This is a genomic window from Blautia sp. TF10-30, from assembly GCF_003481245.1.
Classification (GTDB): domain Bacteria; phylum Bacillota; class Clostridia; order Lachnospirales; family Lachnospiraceae; genus Fusicatenibacter; species Fusicatenibacter saccharivorans.
The window spans coordinates 89997-108772 of the sequence record NZ_QUKM01000007.1; the positions used below are offsets into that span (position 1 = coordinate 89997).

Annotated in this window: 9 protein-coding genes and 1 riboswitch; of the genes, 8 read left to right on the plus strand and 1 reads right to left on the minus strand. The window is 49.8% G+C overall.

Annotated features, from left to right (window positions below; genetic code table 11):
* The first annotated feature begins 65 nt into the window (after positions 1-65).
* From DXD02_RS08300 to DXD02_RS08330, 7 genes are all read left to right on the plus strand, one after another.
* Complete coding sequence (locus DXD02_RS08300; protein ID WP_158568555.1) at positions 66-2564, plus strand: GH39 family glycosyl hydrolase; 2499 nt, start codon at positions 66-68, stop codon at positions 2562-2564.
* Positions 2565-2729: 165 nt separating this feature from the next.
* Positions 2730-4280, plus strand: a complete 1551-nt coding sequence (locus DXD02_RS08305) for a carboxylesterase/lipase family protein (protein WP_117761434.1) — start codon at positions 2730-2732, stop codon at positions 4278-4280.
* 350 nt (positions 4281-4630) lie between these two features.
* Positions 4631-8470 carry a DNA-directed RNA polymerase subunit beta gene (gene rpoB, locus DXD02_RS08310; protein ID WP_117510452.1) on the plus strand — a complete coding sequence of 1280 codons (3840 nt, stop codon included), beginning with the start codon at positions 4631-4633 and terminating at the stop codon, positions 8468-8470.
* A gap of 38 nt (positions 8471-8508) precedes the next feature.
* A complete protein-coding gene (rpoC, locus tag DXD02_RS08315) occupies positions 8509-12234 on the plus strand; it encodes a DNA-directed RNA polymerase subunit beta' (protein ID WP_117761433.1) in 3726 nt (1241 codons plus the stop codon).
* Between the two features lie 308 nt (positions 12235-12542).
* Positions 12543-12779, plus strand: a complete 237-nt coding sequence (locus DXD02_RS08320; RefSeq protein ID WP_055266947.1) for a hypothetical protein — start codon at positions 12543-12545, stop codon at positions 12777-12779.
* A gap of 21 nt (positions 12780-12800) precedes the next feature.
* Entirely contained in the window at positions 12801-14015 is a 1215-nt protein-coding gene (locus tag DXD02_RS08325) for a hypothetical protein (RefSeq protein WP_117761432.1), read from the plus strand.
* A 380-nt stretch (positions 14016-14395) separates the two neighbouring features.
* Entirely contained in the window at positions 14396-15487 is a 1092-nt protein-coding gene (locus tag DXD02_RS08330) for a polysaccharide deacetylase family protein (RefSeq protein WP_117804632.1), read from the plus strand.
* 87 nt (positions 15488-15574) lie between these two features.
* On the opposite strand, the gene typA is transcribed toward DXD02_RS08330, so the two are convergent.
* Positions 15575-17404, minus strand: a complete 1830-nt coding sequence (gene typA / locus DXD02_RS08335; protein ID WP_055220803.1) for a translational GTPase TypA — start codon at positions 17402-17404, stop codon at positions 15575-15577.
* A 405-nt stretch (positions 17405-17809) separates the two neighbouring features.
* Between typA and DXD02_RS08340 the strand changes: the two genes are divergently transcribed.
* Positions 17810-18439: a single-stranded DNA-binding protein gene (locus DXD02_RS08340; RefSeq protein WP_055220802.1), complete on the plus strand. Its 630-nt coding sequence runs from the start codon at positions 17810-17812 to the stop codon at positions 18437-18439.
* A gap of 55 nt (positions 18440-18494) precedes the next feature.
* A riboswitch (Lysine riboswitch) is annotated at positions 18495-18669 on the plus strand.
* Positions 18670-18776 lie beyond the last annotated feature (107 nt).

An 18776-nucleotide genomic window follows, 5' to 3' on the forward strand; every position in this document is an offset into this window, starting at 1 on the left:
AAGATCTTTTTGCGGGACCTTTTTTGTGGTACAATACAACAAAAAAATCTATCATGAGGTGTGAAATGGAAAGAGACAACAGAGACGAAGACATGATGCTGAAAGGAACAAAACAGGAAATGCCGGGATTCCGTTTTCGGCTACTCCGGCCGGAGAAGAAACGGGAACTGTGGAATCCGGATTTTGAACTTTTATTTCTGCTTCGTGGGAGTGGAAGAGTCAGCTACGAGGACGGGGAAGTTCACAATCTCCCGATGGGATCTATCTTTGCGATCAACCGGTTTCAGATCTGTGACCTGGATCTGGACGAAGACGGACTTGCTCTGTCGCTCTGCGTTTCAGCGGAGACGATTGATTCATTTCACATTAAGCTGCTGAAATGTGAAGTCAAATGTCAGTCGTTTTTTTATATGGAAGATCAGCAGGAAAAATTTGATTTGATCCGGCGGGATATGGCACGGATCTTTCTTGAGATGTACAAGAATAATGAGGAACAACCGATCTATATGAAAAGCCGTGTGACGGCGCTTCTGGAGGATCTGCTTTTTTACTTTACATCCGGGGAAAAGGTGGAACAGGGCCGGGGCGGAAGGGAACGCATTCAGCGGGCATCAGACTATATTCTGCAGCATTGCCGGGAAGAGATTACGCTGGAGGATCTGGCGGATCATCTTTATCTGAGCCGTGCCTATATTTCACGGAGCTTTCCGCAGTATTTCGGTGTATCATTTCGGGAGTACGTGACGCAGGTGCGCCTGGCGCATGCCGTACAGGAAATGCACAGCGGCGCAACGCTGACGGAGATTGCCTATCACAATGGATTTGTCAATGAGACGGCGATGATCCGCGCATTCCGCAAATACCGCGGTATGACACCGAGCGAATACCGGAAGCAGATGGAATATACAGTAAAACAGCGTGAAAAGAAAGGAAAAGAGCGGGAAGAGGCGGCGGGAGACCATGATATTTTCCAGAGTCTCCTGCAGTATGCAGCGGTCACGGAGCAGGAGATTGAGACGATAAATGAGAGTGCCGTTTCCGTGACAGCGGCAGTAAACGGACGGAAACCAAGAGTGGCAGGCCACTGGAAGCGCGTGATCAATGCTGGCTATGCGGCAAGTGTGCTGAACCGCGAGGTGCAGGATGAGCTGGAACAGCTGGTGCAGGAGCTCGGCTATGAGCTGATCCGCGTAAAAGGAATTCTTGATGATGATATGTGCGTACTTCGGCGGAATATGTGGGGCGAGATTCAGTTCTGCTGGAACTATATTGATGAGGTGATCGATTTCATCCTTTCCACGGGAGCGAAGCCGTTGCTGGAATTCGGCCATATGCCGTTGCTGCTGGCAAAAACAGACCCGGGAAGAACGATGCGTCCGGCGCTAAGCAGCTCTCCGCGAGATCTGGCTGAGTGGCGCATGCTGATCAAAAACCTGATGGAACATCTAAGGGAACGGTATGGAATCAACCAGATGCGGCGCTGGATTTTCAACCCGTGGATCAGCGGAGACGTGATCACGATTGATGGAGGAGATGAGTTCTTTGAGACGTGGAAAGCATCGTACGAGGAGATGAAACGTGTGAGCCCGGATCTTGTAACATGTCTTTCCTTTGGTCTTGGACCGGAGGAACATCTCAAAGCCTTTATCGAAACTATGAAGGAAAAGGAATGTGTGCCGGAAATTTTTGCATTCCGCTCGTTTGGCACGGTGATCTATGGAGAGGAAGAGGAGAAAATGAATCTGATCCAGAACAACGAGAGCGTCAATATGATTGTGAGCCGCGACCCGGATTTTCTGCGGAACCGCGGGGAGAAGGTAAAAGGTCTGCTGCAGAAGGCTGGGCTTGGTGCACTGCCGGTTCTGGTGGATGAGTGCAGCAGCAACATCTGGCAGAGGGATCTGTGCAACGATACCTGTTATAAAGCGGCATGGCTGTTTAAAAATCTTCTGGAAAATGAAGAGGCGCTGCAGGGAATTGCGTATTTCTCGGTCAATGACCGTTTGGATGAAGTATTTCCGGCGCGGGAAACGTATCATGGAGGTTTTGGGCTGTTCACGATGAACGGCATTCCAAAGGCGGTCTGCACTGCGCTGCGGCTGCTCGGCAGAATGGGATCTCGTCTGGTGAAGCGTGGGGACGGCTATTTTATCAGCACGGAGCCGGAGAAAAACCAAAGCCAGATTTACCTGTACAACTATGTTCACTACGATATGCTGTACCGCTACCGCCATGCCGTGAATATTTCCCGCACGGACCGTTACCGCGTATTCAATATGGGGGAAATCCGGACCTTTTCAGTGAAACTGACCGGACTGGAACCGGGAAAATATTGCCTGCGGCTGTATAAAGTGACAAAAGAGCACGGCAGCAGCTACGATGCGTGGGTGCGGATGGGAGCTCCGGAGCGGATGAACCGGATGGAGCGCGCGATGCTGTGCCACAGTGCGGACCCGGAATACCGTGTCTGGGAGCAGGAAACCGACCCGGAAGGCAGCCTCACGGTGCAGGAACGCCTGGAGCCGCACGAGACGGCGCTGATTGAGGTGGAGCAGATTCTGTAAAATCTTCAAAAAATTGCACTCGCGGTGGGAGAATACAGAGAAAGAGTGGAAAAAAAGCAACAATATAAGAAGATCTTGCGACAATTCGAGTAGAAAAGGACGAAAATATTGTTTATACTGAAAACAACATAAATGCTAAATTCTACAGAAAAGAGGTATTTCAAAATGGGGAAAATATTTGATTACGATGGCGTGCCGGTGCTGCATACCACATCCGGCGATTTAAAAGGTTATTTTTATGACGGTGTTTACATTTACAAAGGAATTCCGTATGCATACGCAGACCGTTTCCAGATGCCGGTTCCGTCCAAATGGGATGGCGTGAAGGATGCGACAAACTACGGCTTTGTATGCCCGCTTCAGAACCAAGATACACCGAACGGCGAGCTTATGGTTCCGCACCGCTACTGGCCGCAGGATGAGCACTGCCAGTCCTTAAATATCTGGACAAACAAACTTGATCCGGAAGCCAAAAAACCGGTTCTCGTATGGTTCCACGGCGGTGGATACGCAGCGGGATCTTCCATCGAGCAGGTTGCGTATGACGGCGTCAGCATCGCAAAGAAAGGTGATTCGATTCTTGTTTCTGTCAACCACAGACTGAATATTTTAGGATATCTGGATCTGTCTCCGTTTGGGGAAAAATACAAAAACTCCGCAAACGCAGGCCACGCCGATATGGTGGCAGCCCTGCAGTGGGTACATGACAATATTGCCCTGTTCGGCGGCGATCCGGAGAATGTAACCATTTTCGGCCAGTCCGGCGGCGGAATGAAGGTGATTGACCTGATGCAGATTCCATCAGCAGACGGCCTGTTCCAGAAAGGCCTTGTCATGAGCGGTGTTATGGAGGACGATCCGCTCGGCGCAGGAGAGAAAGACGGCACGGAGATTATTACGGCAATGATGAAAGCGCTCGGCTTTGACGATGTGGCTCAGCTGGAAACTGTACCGTATCCGCAGCTTGCTGCTGCATATGCAAAAGTGGCTCCGGCGATTGCACAGAGTGGCGGCTACATCGGCGGCGGCCCGAAAAAGGGCGATTACTTCTATGGAAATCCATTCGACGCAGGCTTCCGTGAGCATGCACATCAGATTCCGATGATGATCGGAACCGTATACGGCGAGTTCGCAACGTTTGCACCGGCAGCTTATGATAAGAACAAACTGACAGCGGAAGAGATTCTGGAAATCCTCAAAAAGGTTTATGGAGACAATGCCGAAAAGGTTCTGGACGCTTTCAAAGAAGCATATCCGGAGAAGAACGGCGTAGATGTTCTTGCCATCGACCGTGCAATGCGTGAGCCGACCGTAAAACTTGCCAAACTGTTCGCAAAAGGCGGCGGCAAAGCATATCTCTACAACTTCGCTCTGGAATTCCCGTTCCAGCACGGCAAGCCGGCATGGCACTGCTCCGATATCCCATATTTCTTCGGAAACGCAGATCTCGTAGAAATTTGTGGCATCCCGGATGTCAGCGATAAACTGGAAAGCGAAATCTTCGGAGCACTTCTTGCCTTCGCAAAGAACGGCACCCCGGATCATGCCGGACTCCCGCACTGGCCGGAAGTAGAAGCAGAGGATGCGGATACCATGGTGTTTGACCGCAAAACGGAAGTAAAACACAACTACGATGATAAAGTGTTTGCAGAGATCAACAAAGTTCTGAAACCATGGAGCTTTATGGACATGATGGCTGACAATATTCAGCATTAAAAAGAACGATTCGACGCGGCATAAGCGAAATCGGGATGGAGCTCTGAAATATTAAAAAATTAGAATAAAAAAACCGCCTGTTTGATTTGAAAAATAAAAAAATCAAACAGGCGGTTTTTTCTGAAAATTCGGTGCTTTCAATCACATCTAAAGTATTATTCTAACAGGGTCACGGAAGAAAAACCAGTAAAAAACAGATTGTACTGAAAAAAATACAATCTGTTTTGTTGACACACTTGAAAAAACATGATAATCTAGAAAATGCACTATTATGGCAAGATATGCCTAAAACCTTTTGTTCAGGCATGAGCGGTAATAAATATATTATAACACAAGGGGTGACAACGTCAATGGAGAAAAACAGAATACGTCCGATACCTACCGGAAAAAGTATGCGAATGAGTTACCAGAGACAAAAAGAAGTATTGGAAATGCCCAACTTGATTGAAGTCCAGAAGGATTCCTATGACTGGTTCCTGAGAAGCGGACTCAAGGAAGTCTTTGATGACATTTCACCAATCTCCGACTACGGCGGACGGCTGAGCCTTGAATTCGTAGACTTTACACTGTGTGAAGATGACGTAAAATACTCAATCGAAGAGTGTAAACAGCGTGACGCTACTTATGCGGCACCGTTAAAGGTAAAAGTAAGATTATATAATAAGGAAAAAGACGAGATCACAGAGCACGAAATTTTCATGGGTGATCTGCCGTTGATGACAGCAACAGGAACATTCGTTATCAATGGTGCAGAGCGAGTAATCGTCAGCCAGCTGGTACGTTCCCCTGGTATTTATTACGGCATCGCACATGATAAGCTCGGAAAGAGACTGTTCTCCTGTACCGTAATCCCGAACCGTGGAGCATGGCTGGAGTACGAGACCGATTCCAACGACGTCTTCTATGTCCGCGTAGACCGTACCAGAAAAGTTCCGATCACAGTCCTCATCCGTGCACTTGGAGTAAGCTCCAATGCAGAGATCGTAGAGCTGTTCGGTGAAGAGCCGAAGATTCTTGCAAGCTTCACCAAAGATACTTCCACCAACTATCAGGAAGGTCTTCTCGAGCTGTACAAGAAAATTCGTCCGGGCGAGCCTCTCGCAGTAGAAAATGCAGAGAGCCTCATCATGAGCATGTTCTTTGACCCGCGTCGCTATGACCTGGCAAAGGTAGGCCGTTATAAATTCAACAAGAAACTTGCACTGCGCAGCCGTATCCGCAACCAGATCCTCGCTGAGGATGTTGTAGATCCGTCCACCGGTGAAATCCTTGCAGAAAAAGGCACCACCGTTACTCTGGAACTCGCAGACAAGATTCAGAACGCAGCAGTACCGTATGTATGGATTCAGACAGAGGAGAGAAACGTAAAAGTTCTTTCCAACTTAATGGTAGATCTGAAAGCATGGGTAGATGTTGACGAGGAAGAACTTGGCATCAACGAGAAAGTATACTATCCGGTTCTGGAAAAGATCCTGGAGGAAAATACCGATATCGAAGAGATCAAACAGGCGATCAAACGTGACATTCACGACCTGATTCCGAAACATATCACAAAGGAAGATATTTTCGCTTCCATCAACTACAACATGCATCTGGAATACGGCGCAGGAAATGCCGATGATATCGACCACCTGGGCAACCGTAGAATCCGTGCCGTAGGTGAGCTGCTTCAGAACCAGTACCGCATCGGTCTGTCCCGTATGGAGCGTGTGGTACGTGAGCGTATGACAACACAGGACATCGACGGAATTTCTCCGCAGTCCCTGATCAATATCAAACCGGTTACAGCTGCAATCAAAGAGTTCTTCGGATCTTCCCAGCTGTCCCAGTTCATGGATCAGAATAACCCGCTTGGAGAGCTGACGCACAAGAGACGTCTTTCCGCCCTTGGACCTGGCGGTCTGTCCCGTGACCGTGCCGGATTCGAGGTTCGAGACGTACACTACTCCCATTACGGAAGAATGTGCCCGATCGAGACTCCTGAGGGACCGAACATCGGTCTTATCAACTCTCTGGCATCGTATGCGCGCATCAACGAGTATGGCTTCGTTGAGGCTCCATACAGAAGAATTGACAAATCAGATCCGAAAAATCCGCGTGTTACCGACGAAGTAGTCTACATGACCGCAGATGAAGAGGATAATTACCATGTAGCACAGGCAAATGAGCCGCTGGATGCAGAAGGACACTTCCTCAACAAGAACGTTTCCGGACGTTATCTGGATGAGACCCAGTCCTACGAGCCGCACATGTTTGATTACATGGACGTGTCTCCGAAGATGGTATTCTCCGTTGCTACGGCGCTGATCCCGTTCCTTCAGAACGACGATGCGAACCGTGCGCTGATGGGATCCAACATGCAGCGTCAGGCCGTACCGCTGATGATCACCGATGCTCCTGTTGTAGGAACCGGTATCGAAGCAAAAGCAGCCGTAGACTCCGGTGTCTGCGTTGTTGCGAAAAAAGCAGGAACCATTTCTTATTCCTGCTCCAACGAGATCCGCATGAACAACGATGACGGAACAAAAGATGTCTACCATCTGACCAAATTCATGCGAAGCAACCAGAGCAACTGCTACAACCAGAAACCGATCGTATTTAAAGGTGACCATGTAGAGGCCGGCGAAGTAATCGCAGACGGTCCGTCTACCTACCAGGGCGAGCTTGCTCTTGGTAAAAACCCGCTGATCGGATTTATGACCTGGGAAGGATATAACTACGAGGACGCCGTTCTTCTTAGCGAGCGTCTGGTACAGGATGATGTTTACACTTCCATCCACATCGAGGAGTACGAGGCAGAGGCCCGTGACACCAAGCTTGGACCGGAAGAGATCACAAAAGACGTTCCGGGCGTCGGCGATGAAGCCTTAAAAGACCTGGACGAGCGTGGAATCATCCGCATCGGTGCAGAGGTACGTGCCGGTGATATTCTGGTCGGAAAAGTAACTCCGAAGGGAGAAACCGAGCTGACCGCAGAGGAGCGTCTGCTCCGTGCCATCTTTGGCGAGAAAGCAAGAGAAGTACGTGATACTTCCCTGAAAGTACCGCACGGTGAGTATGGTATCATCGTGGACGCCAAAGTATTTACCCGTGAAAACGGCGACGAACTTTCTCCTGGAGTAAACCAGGCAGTCCGCATCTACATCGCACAGAAGAGAAAAATCTCTGTCGGCGATAAGATGGCTGGTCGTCACGGAAACAAGGGTGTCGTTTCCCGTGTACTTCCTGTAGAGGATATGCCGTTCCTGCCGAACGGACGTCCGCTGGACATCGTGCTGAACCCTCTGGGTGTGCCGTCCCGTATGAACATCGGACAGGTGCTTGAGATCCACCTGAGCCTTGCAGCAGCAGCTCTTGGATTCAACGTTTCCACTCCGATCTTCGACGGCGCAAACGAGAAAGATATTCAGGATACCCTGGAACTGGCAAACGATTATGTAAACATGGAATGGGATGCATTCTCCGAGAAATATAAAGATATTCTGCTTCCGGAAGTATATCAGTATCTGGAAGAGCATCTGGATCACAGAGAACTGTGGAAGGGTGTTGATATCGCAAGAGACGGTAAGGTACAGCTCCGCGACGGACGTACCGGTGAGCCGTTCGATGGAAGAACGACAATCGGACACATGCATTACCTGAAACTGCATCACCTGGTAGACGATAAGATTCATGCCCGTTCTACCGGCCCATACTCCCTCGTTACACAGCAGCCTCTGGGTGGTAAAGCTCAGTTCGGTGGACAGCGTTTCGGAGAGATGGAGGTTTGGGCTCTTGAGGCGTACGGTGCATCCTACACGCTGCAGGAGATCCTGACTGTGAAGTCTGACGATGTGGTTGGCCGTGTGAAGACATACGAAGCCATCATCAAGGGCGACAATATTCCGGAGCCTGGTATTCCGGAATCCTTCAAAGTATTGTTGAAAGAGCTGCAGTCCCTGGCACTCGATGTCCGCGTACTGCGTGATGACAATACCGAAGTTAAAATTATGGAATCAGTTGATTACGGTGATACCAACCTGAACCACATCATCGAGGGAGACCGTTACTCTGACAGAGAGGACGAGAGATTTGGTGACTATGGATTCTCCAAGAAAGAATTTGACGGAGAAGAAATGGTAGATGTGGAAGAGGATGAAGAAGAAGACTCTTATCTTGATCTGGATGAAAGTTCAGATGATGACATGTAACTTGTAGATCTTCGCTTTGCGAGGAAAGGGGTAATCAAATGCCAGAAACAGCAAAAAAAGAAAATTACCAGATGAGCTTTGATGCCATCAAAATAGGACTTGCCTCCCCGGAGAAAATCCGGGAGTGGTCCCATGGCGAGGTAAAAAAACCGGAGACTATCAACTACAGAACGCTGAAACCGGAAAAAGACGGTCTGTTCTGTGAAAGAATCTTCGGACCAAGCAAAGACTGGGAGTGCCATTGCGGTAAATATAAGAAAATTCGCTACAAAGGCGTAATCTGCGACCGATGCGGCGTAGAAGTAACAAAATCCAGTGTGCGCCGTGAGCGTATGGGACACATTGAGCTGGCAGCTCCGGTATCCCACATCTGGTATTTCAAAGGAATTCCGTCCCGTATGGGACTGCTCCTGGATCTGTCTCCGAGAACTCTGGAAAAGGTTCTGTATTTCGCAAACTACATCGTTCTTGATGCAGGCGATACCAAATTACAGTACAAACAGGTTCTGACCGAGAAAGAATACCAGGATGCCAGAGAGGAGTTCGGAAACAGCTTCCGTGCAGGTATGGGTGCGGAATCCATCAAAGAGCTTCTGATGGCAATCGATCTGGAAAAAGAGTCTGCTGAATTAAAGGCAGGTCTTAAAGATTCTACCGGACAGAAGAGAGCCCGCATCATCAAGAGACTTGAGGTTGTTGAGGCATTCCGTGAGTCCGGAAACCGTCCGGAGTGGATGATTCTTGATGCGGTTCCGGTTATTCCGCCGGATCTGCGTCCTATGGTACAGCTTGACGGAGGACGTTTTGCAACATCCGACCTGAATGATCTGTATCGCCGTATCATCAACCGTAACAATCGTCTGAAGAGACTGCTGGAGCTCGGTGCACCGGATATCATCGTGCGCAACGAGAAACGTATGCTCCAGGAGGCAGTTGATGCCCTGATCGACAACGGCCGCCGCGGCCGTCCGGTAACCGGTCCTGGAAACCGTCCTCTGAAATCTCTGTCCGACATGCTGAAAGGTAAATCCGGCCGTTTCCGTCAGAACCTTCTTGGTAAACGTGTTGACTACTCCGGCCGTTCTGTTATCGTCGTAGGACCGGAACTGAAGATTTACCAGTGCGGTCTGCCGAAAGAAATGGCAATCGAGCTGTTTAAACCGTTCGTTATGAAAGAGCTGGTTTCCAACGGCACTGCACATAACATCAAAAATGCAAAGAAAATGGTCGAGAAACTCGAGCCGCAGGTATGGGACGTTCTCGAGGACGTCATCAAAGAGCATCCGGTTATGCTGAACCGTGCCCCTACCCTGCATCGTCTGGGTATCCAGGCGTTCGAGCCGATTCTGGTAGAAGGTAAAGCGATTAAGCTGCACCCGCTGGTTTGTACCGCATTCAACGCCGACTTCGACGGTGACCAGATGGCTGTCCATCTGCCGCTGTCTGTAGAAGCGCAGGCAGAGTGCCGTTTCATGCTTCTTTCTCCGAACAACCTGCTGAAACCGTCCGATGGTGGTCCGGTAGCCGTTCCTTCCCAGGATATGGTTCTTGGTATCTACTATCTGACACAGGAGCGTCCGGGCGAGAAGGGCGAAGGAAGCTTCTTCCGCGATATGAACGAAGCCATCCTGGCATACGAGAACGGATACATTACCCTGCAGACCAAGATTACCATCCGCTGCGAAAAAGAGATGGAAGATGGTACTGTAATGCAGCAGAACGTAAGCTCCACACTCGGAAGATTCCTCTTCAATGAGATTCTGCCGCAGGATCTGGGATACGTAGACCGTACGGTTCCGGGTAACGAGCTTGCGCTTGAGGTTGATTTCCTCGTTGCAAAGAAACAGCTGAAACAGATTCTGGAAAAAGTCATCAATACACACGGAGCTACCAAAACCGCAGAGGTTCTGGACTATATCAAGGCAACCGGATATAAATACTCCACCCGTGCAGCCATGACCGTATCCATTTCCGATATGACCGTGCCGCCGCAGAAGCCGGAGATGCTCGCCGAAGCACAGGCAACGGTAGACAAGATTACAAGAAACTTCAAACGTGGTCTGATTACAGACGAAGAGCGTTACAAAGAGGTTGTAGATACCTGGAAGAAGACCGACGATGCGCTGACAAAAGCATTGCTCGACGGACTGGATAAATACAATAACATCTTCATGATGGCTGACTCCGGAGCCCGTGGTTCCGATAAGCAGATCAAACAGCTGGCCGGTATGCGAGGACTGATGGCCGATACAACCGGACACACCATCGAGCTGCCGATCAAGTCAAACTTCCGTGAAGGTCTTCAGGTACTGGAATACTTCATGTCCGCACATGGAGCACGAAAAGGTATGTCCGATACCGCGCTTCGTACCGCCGACTCTGGTTACCTGACCCGTCGTCTGGTAGACGTTTCTCAGGACCTGATCATCCGTGAAATCGACTGTGCCGAGGGCAAGGACGAAATTCCGGGTATGTGGGTCAGCGAGTTCACAGACGGAAAAGAGCAGATCGAGAGTCTGCAGGATCGTATCACAGGCCGTTTCTCCTGCGAGACGATCAAAGACAAGGACGGCAACGTCATTGTAAAAGCAAACCATATGATCACCCCGAAACGTGCTGCCCGTGTCATCAAAGACGGCATCAACGAGAACGGTGAGCATTATACAAAAGTAAAAATCCGTACCATTCTTACCTGCCGTTCCGGTAACGGAATCTGCGCAAAATGCTATGGTGCCAACATGGCAACCGGCGAGGCAGTACAGGTTGGTGAGTCTGTCGGAATTATCGCAGCACAGTCGATCGGTGAGCCTGGTACACAGCTGACCATGCGTACCTTCCATACCGGTGGTGTTGCCGGTGGAGATATCACACAGGGTCTTCCTCGTGTCGAGGAGCTTTTCGAGGCAAGAAAGCCGAAAGGACTTGCCATCATCACCGAAATCGCCGGTGTTGCACAGATCAAAGACACCAAGAAGAAACGCGAAATCGTTGTTACCAATCCGGAAGACGGCGTATCCAAGACATACCTGATCCCTTACGGATCCCGTATTAAGATCGCAGACGGAACAGTTCTGGAAGCCGGAGACGAGCTGACCGAGGGTTCTGTCAACCCGCATGATATCCTGAAGATCAAAGGTGTACGTGCCGTTCAGGATTACATGATCCGCGAGGTACAGCGAGTTTACCGTCTGCAGGGTGTAGAAATCAACGATAAGCATATCGAGGTTATCGTTCGCCAGATGCTGAAGAAGATCCGCATCGAGGAGAACGGAGATACCGAATTCCTTCCGGGCGACATGGTAGACTTCCTGGATTACGACGAGACCAACAAAGCTCTGATCGCAGAAGGCAAAGAGCCGGCAGAAGGAAAACAGGTACTGCTTGGTATCACCAAAGCATCCCTGGCATCCGATTCCTTCCTGTCCGCAGCATCCTTCCAGGAGACCACCAAGGTTCTGACCGACGCTGCTATCAAGGGTAAGGTTGACCATCTGGTAGGCCTGAAAGAGAACGTTATCATCGGTAAACCGATCCCGGCCGGTACCGGTATGAAGTGCTACAGCAACATTCATCTGAATACCGACAGCATGATCGAGGAAGAAGAGGACGAGGATCTGATTCTGACCGAAGATCTTGAGGACGATGCTCCGGCAGCTCCGATGGCAGAAGCTCCGGTTGAAGAGCCGTCAGCTGAAGAGGAAGAGCCGATGCTCGACTTCGACTTTGAGGAAATGATTCCGTCAAAGGATGATACCGAGGAGTAAACCCTTCAACAAATAATAGCAAGGATTCTCCCACCTCTATAGGTGGTGAGATGAATTGCAAATAAGAAAGTTAACGGCAGTGGCGGGCGGAGAGAAATCGGTATCCCCCACTGACATGAGGCAAACCACAGTCAGCATTCTGCTGACATGTCAGACTCTGTGAAATTACCGACTGTGGATTGAAACAAGGTTAAAAAATAAATATGTCATTTGTGAAAAGCAGAGAATTTTCGGTTCGCCGGGGTCTCTGCTTTCCTTGTGTTTTCGGGAGCATTTTGTTACAATGGAGACAGAAAAGAGGGAAGCCTATGTGGATAAAAAAATTACCTGGCATCGTGGCAAATGCGGCGGTACTGATTCTGGATATATTTGTGATTCTGATGATTGCAGCGCTGTTTCTCCACCAGCAAACGGCGGGAGAGCGTGTGAAAGAGACGATTACGCGTTTTTCCACGACATCGGAGGAGTATTATTCCGAGGGAGAGGCATACAGCCAGAAGAGCGACCGGGTGCATACGTATGCGGTGAAAGAACAGTCTAAATAAGAGGAAAAGATGAGGTAAACTATGCTCCAGAAGTGGAAAAGAAAAGGAAAAAGATTCCGCCATGTGGAAAAAGACGGAGAAGAGACGACGGAGCTTTCTGTGAAAATACGGGCGGCAAAATTTCGTGATCTGCCGATGAGTCTGCGGATTCTGATCGTGAATCTCAGTCTGTTTCTGATTCTGTGCGCCGTATTTTTTATGGCAGGCGCGTATCTGTATGCGCCGCAGGCGGCAGGACGGAATTACGTGGAAGCATGCCTGGCAGGAGACTGGAACAGCGCGTACGATGTATGCCAGTTCCCGGACAGCACGTTTCTGTCGCGGAAGAACTACGTCAATGCAATGACCTGGAAAGCAAAACAGGACGGCACTGACGGGCAGGAAACACCGGAGATCAAGAGCTTTTTCATGCGCAGAAAACAGAATCTTGAGACCGGGGAAAACAGGATTTATACTGTGCGGTACACGTTAAAAGGCATGAGCGACTCGCAGGAAGAAACATTGGAGATCGCCGCCGGGGATACCGTAAAATGGAACTTCAAAGAGTGGTACGTTGTGCCGAAAGACAGCTGCGTGACGGATGTCGAAATCACCGTCCCGGCGGATGCCTCGTTCTATCTGGACGGCGTGCAGGTCGGGAAAAAGTATTTAAAAGAGACGGCAGATAACGTCAGCATCTACAAAATCCCGTATCTCTTCCTCGGCGGCCACACCATTGAACTGACCGAAAAACAGAAAGACCCATACCGCGAGATCGTCCTCGTGCAGGACAACAGCAGCATGGAATTCCTGCCGGATTTAAAACTCAACGATTCCACCGGCAAAACCATCGCCGACCGCGCAGAAGAGTCCCTGGACAAGGTATTCACAGCCGCAGCCGCCGGAAAATCCTTCAGCACCATCAAAAATGAATTTTCCGCCGACACCGCCGTACAGAAAACCGCCAAAGAACAGTACCAGCAGCTCTGCGATGCCTACCTGAACAGCGACACCAACACCGGAATCACCAGCATCACTGTGAGCAGCGTCTCCACAACCGTAACCAACGAATCCAACCAGATGAAGATCGAAACCAACGTGACCGCTGCGATCGAGCGACGAACCCGTTTCCTCCATTTCTTCCGCAAAACCAAAATAGAGACCGTCACCTGGAAACTCGAGTCCGTTGTGACGCTGGAAAACGAAAAATGGGTGATGGGCAGCGATTTCCTGACTAAAATAGGACATGAGGCATAAGGTGTTTGCTTCCGTTGTTCTGGCAACGTTAAAACTTTGCAGTTACTCTTAAGCAGAGAGGATAATCAGGCTGGACAGGTGGAAGACCTGTGATTTGGTGGCAAAGCACCAGAAAGAAACCAGGTTTTTTAAAAGAGAGTGACAAAGAGTGATTTTGTATCCGCTTTTACCATGGGTGCAGAGTCACTCTTTTTTTGTGACAAGATGTTAAGAAACGATAAACATTAATTTACCAGAAGTGGAAAAATGTAAGAATTTGTGCCTTGCATCTTAGGTCAGATCACGTTATGATAGTAAGTAGAAAAATGTCGAAAAACGTTTGTGTTACGATGGAAGAAAGTTCCGCAAAGGGGCGGGACGATGGAGTATAAACAGATCATATGGATAGAAAATCATTAAAACAGAGAAGAAAGCAGATGCGCCGCAGACAGATGATGCAGAAGGTATCACGGATTTCCCTGGGTGTGGTGGTCGGCCTTCTTTTTCTTGCGCTTATCTGGAAATTTGCGGGAGCGCAGCTTGCGAAAAAAGGAATTGTACTGAGTAATGACACAGCCGCAAAGACGGTGAGCGAGACGGCGCCGGAGGCGGAGGACGGATCGGGAAATGCGGGAATTAAGAAGCTTGCGGAGACCACGCCGCCGAATGAGACGCCGGGATGGCAGTACAGCTCGTCGGGCTGGTGGTACGCAACGGATGCCACAACGTACTACGTCAACGGCTGGGCAGATATCGACGGAAACCAGTACCATTTTGATTCCAATGGTTACATGGCGACCGGCTGGAAAGCGATCGGCGGAAAAGGCTGTTACTTTGATGACCAGGGTGTTTACCAGCCAGACCGCAACGGCTCGATGATGGTAGCCCTGACCTTTGATGACGGCCCAGGCGTCTATACCAGCACGCTTCTCGATACGCTGGAGCAGTACGGGGCACAGGCGACGTTCTTTATGCTCGGCAGCAATGTGGAAAAATACGGTGCAGATGTGATCCCGCGCATGGCGGCGATCGGCTGTGAGCTTGGAAACCACTCCTATGCGCATCCGAATATGAAAGAACTGAGCACCGACGACGGCCTTGCCCAGTTCCAGATGACGGATGATCTGATCGCCCAGTACAACAACGGACAGGGTGCAACTGTCATCCGTTTCCCGTATGGAAACAGCACCGATGAACTGCTCGCATCTATCGGCCGCCCGAGCATCATGTGGGATGTCGATACCCTGGACTGGCAGACAAAAAATGTACAGGCAAACATCAGCGCCGTTCTCGACAGTGTAAGCCCGGGAGACATTATCCTGATGCATGATATCCACGAGACGACCGTAGAATCGTGTGCAACGATCGTGCCGGAGCTGATCAACCGCGGGTATGAGCTTGTCACGATTCATACTCTTGCAGCGGCAAACGGCGTGGATCTTGCAGCGGGAGAGACGTATTACGGCTTCCATGGCGGAACGACAAACGAATAGAAAACAGAATAGAAAAACGACAAAGAACCGCCGGTTTACTCTCAAATCAAGAGTGAACCGGCGGTTCTTATGTCATTTTATGAAAATTTATTTCATTGCCGCTCTCTTACGAAGTCTGGAATCCAGCTCTTTCTTACGGATACGTAAGGAAACCGGAGTAACCTCAAGAAGCTCGTCCTTGTCGATGAAGTCCAGAGCCTGCTCCAGGGAAAGGATTCTCGGCGGAGTCAGACGCAGTGCCTCGTCGGAAGAAGAAGTACGGGTGTTGGTCAGGTGCTTCGTCTTGCAGACGTTCAGCTCGATATCCTCAGCCTTACCGTTCTGTCCGATAACCATACCGGCGTAAACCTTCTCGCCAGGTCCGATGAACAGAGTACCGCGCTCCTGTGCGGAGTACAGACCGTAGGTAACGGACTCGCCTGCCTCGAAAGCAATCAGGGAACCCTGTTTGCGGTATTCAATGTCGCCCTTGTACGGTGCGTAATCTTCAAACTCGGTGTTCAGGATACCAGTTCCTTTGGTGGAGGTCATGAAGATTCCACGGAAACCAATCAGGCCTCGTGCCGGGATTTCGAACTCCAGACGGGTGGAACCATCGCTTGCGCGGCTCATGCCGTGAAGCTCGCCTTTACGCTCGCTGAGGAGCTGGATGACAGTACCGGAGAACTCGTCCGGAACGTCAACGTATGCGATTTCCATTGGCTCGAGTTTGCGTCCGCGCTCGTCCTCTTTGTAGATAACCTCTGCCTTACTTACTGCGAACTCATATCCCTCACGGCGCATGTTTTCGATCAGGACGGACAGATGCAGCTCACCACGGCCGGAAACCTTGAAGCAGTCTGCGGAATCAGTCTCCTCGACGCGGAGAGAAACGTCAGTGTTCAGCTCACGCATCAGACGGTCACGCAGGTGGCGGGAAGTTACGTATTTACCTTCTTTACCGGCCAGCGGGCTGTCGTTTACGATGAAGTTCATGGAAATAGTCGGCTCGGAGATTTTCTGGAACGGGATGGAAACCGGGTTGTCCAGATCGCCGCAGAGAGTATCTCCGATGTGGATATCCGGGATACCGGAAACAGCAACGATAGAACCGATGCCTGCCTCAGTAACCTCTACTTTTTTCAGTCCGTCAAATTCATACAGTTTGCTGACCTTTACTTTTTTCTTCTTGGTCAGATCGTGGTGGTTGACCAGCATAACGTCCTGGTTCACGCGGATCGTTCCGTTTTCAACTTTGCCGACACCGATACGTCCAACGTATTCGTTGTAGTCGATGGTACTGATCAGAAGCTGTGTGCCAGCTTCCGGATCGCCGGTCGGAGCCGGGATGTATTTCAGGATGGTCTCGAACAGAGGAGTCATATCCTTCGGGGTATCGTTCAGATCGAGTACCGCATGACCCATCTTTGCGGATGCGTACAGAAACGGACAGTCAAGCTGTTCGTCAGATGCATCGAGGTCCATCAGAAGCTCGAGCACTTCGTCGATAACTTCATCCGGGCGTGCTTCCGGGCGGTCGATCTTGTTGATGCAGACGATAACGGACAGATCCAGCTCGAGTGCTTTTTTCAGCACGAATTTGGTCTGCGGCATAGCGCCCTCGAATGCGTCTACAACCAGAATAACGCCGTCTACCATTTTCAGAACTCGCTCAACCTCGCCGCCGAAGTCCGCATGGCCTGGGGTGTCGATGATGTTGATTTTCGTTCCTTTGTAGTAAACTGCTGTATTTTTGGAAAGAATGGTGATTCCACGCTCACGCTCGATATCGTTCGAGTCCATGACACGTTCCTGAACCTCCTGATTGGCACGGAAAACGCCGCTCTGTTTCAGAAGCTCGTCTACCAGTGTAGTTTTACCATGATCGACATGGGCGATGATGGCAACGTTTCTTACATCTTCTCTCGTTGTTTTCATTTCTTCATTCCTCTTCCTATGGGTTGACCCTGCCGGGTTCAATTTTTCAAAATTTCAAGCCGGCCGGGAATGTTTATCACAGCACAAAGGCAGGTGCCTTGCCGTTTTGTCTCTGCTGGATGCCTGCCTATCTGAACTATTATAGCACAGAACAGAGAAAAAAAACAGGGAAGATGTGACATTTTTTGTATTGCAATGGTAGAAAATACGAAGCATGTGGTGCGGTTTTTACAGAAACATATACAAAAAATTGGGCAGAATGCTGATTTGAATAGAAATAAAAAAATCTGGAAAAAAGTGGTTCTGAAAAAGAAATGTGGTTCATACATTAGGATTATAGATCAGCAAAGTACCGATCAGAAATCAATATTCAGAAAGAAAAGACAAAGGAAGGGGATTTTCATTATGGCAGACAAGATGATTGAAAACAATCAGGTGGTTATCATGGGAGAGATTGTCTCCCCGTTTACATTCAGCCATCAGGTATTCGGAGAGGGCTTTTACCTCGTCGATGTGATGGTCAAGCGGTTGAGTGAATCGCAGGACATCATTCCGGTGATGGTCTCCGAGCGGCTGGTGGATGTATCACAGGATTACCAGGGTGAGTGGATCTGCATCAGCGGTCAGTTCCGGTCCTACAACCGCCACGAGGAGAAGAAGAACCGTCTGGTACTCTCCGTATTTGCGCGGGAATTAAGCTTCGTGGAGGAAGAGGACGATTCCGTCAAATCCAACCAGATTTACCTCGATGGATACATATGTAAACCGCCGGTCTACCGGAAAACACCTCTGGGAAGAGAGATCGCCGACCTTCTGATCGCGGTCAACCGTCCGTATGGAAAATCAGATTATATCCCGTGCATCTGCTGGGGACGGAATGCGCGGTATGCCTCTGCGTTTGCCGTGGGCGGCCACGTTCTCATCTGGGGACGGATCCAGAGCCGGGAATATATGAAGCGGCTGAGCGAGACGGAAATGGAAAAGCGGACCGCATATGAGGTTTCGGTGAGCAAGCTGGAATATAGTGAGAGTTAAAGCGCGATCCGCTGTTGACAAGAAAATTTAATGATGCTATAGTAAAAGCAGAACTGAAGTGGATAGAGGTCGCATTACTTCAAGAGTACCTTTTCGGATGCCTCAGCAGCAAAAGAAGAAGAGGAAAAGGGAAGAATGCCGAAGGACATCCGGCGCTGAACCGGTATGCTCCTGGGCGCAGGTTGAAAAAATCTGCGACTGTCATCGAGAGATGGAGAGCTATCTGATCATAGATACTGCGTATGTGTGAATTTGGAGGCGATCTTATCTGGGATGAGGCGCCTCTTTTTTTAACGGAAAGTGAAATTTTCCGTGGGAGATAAGCTCCGGCGACTGA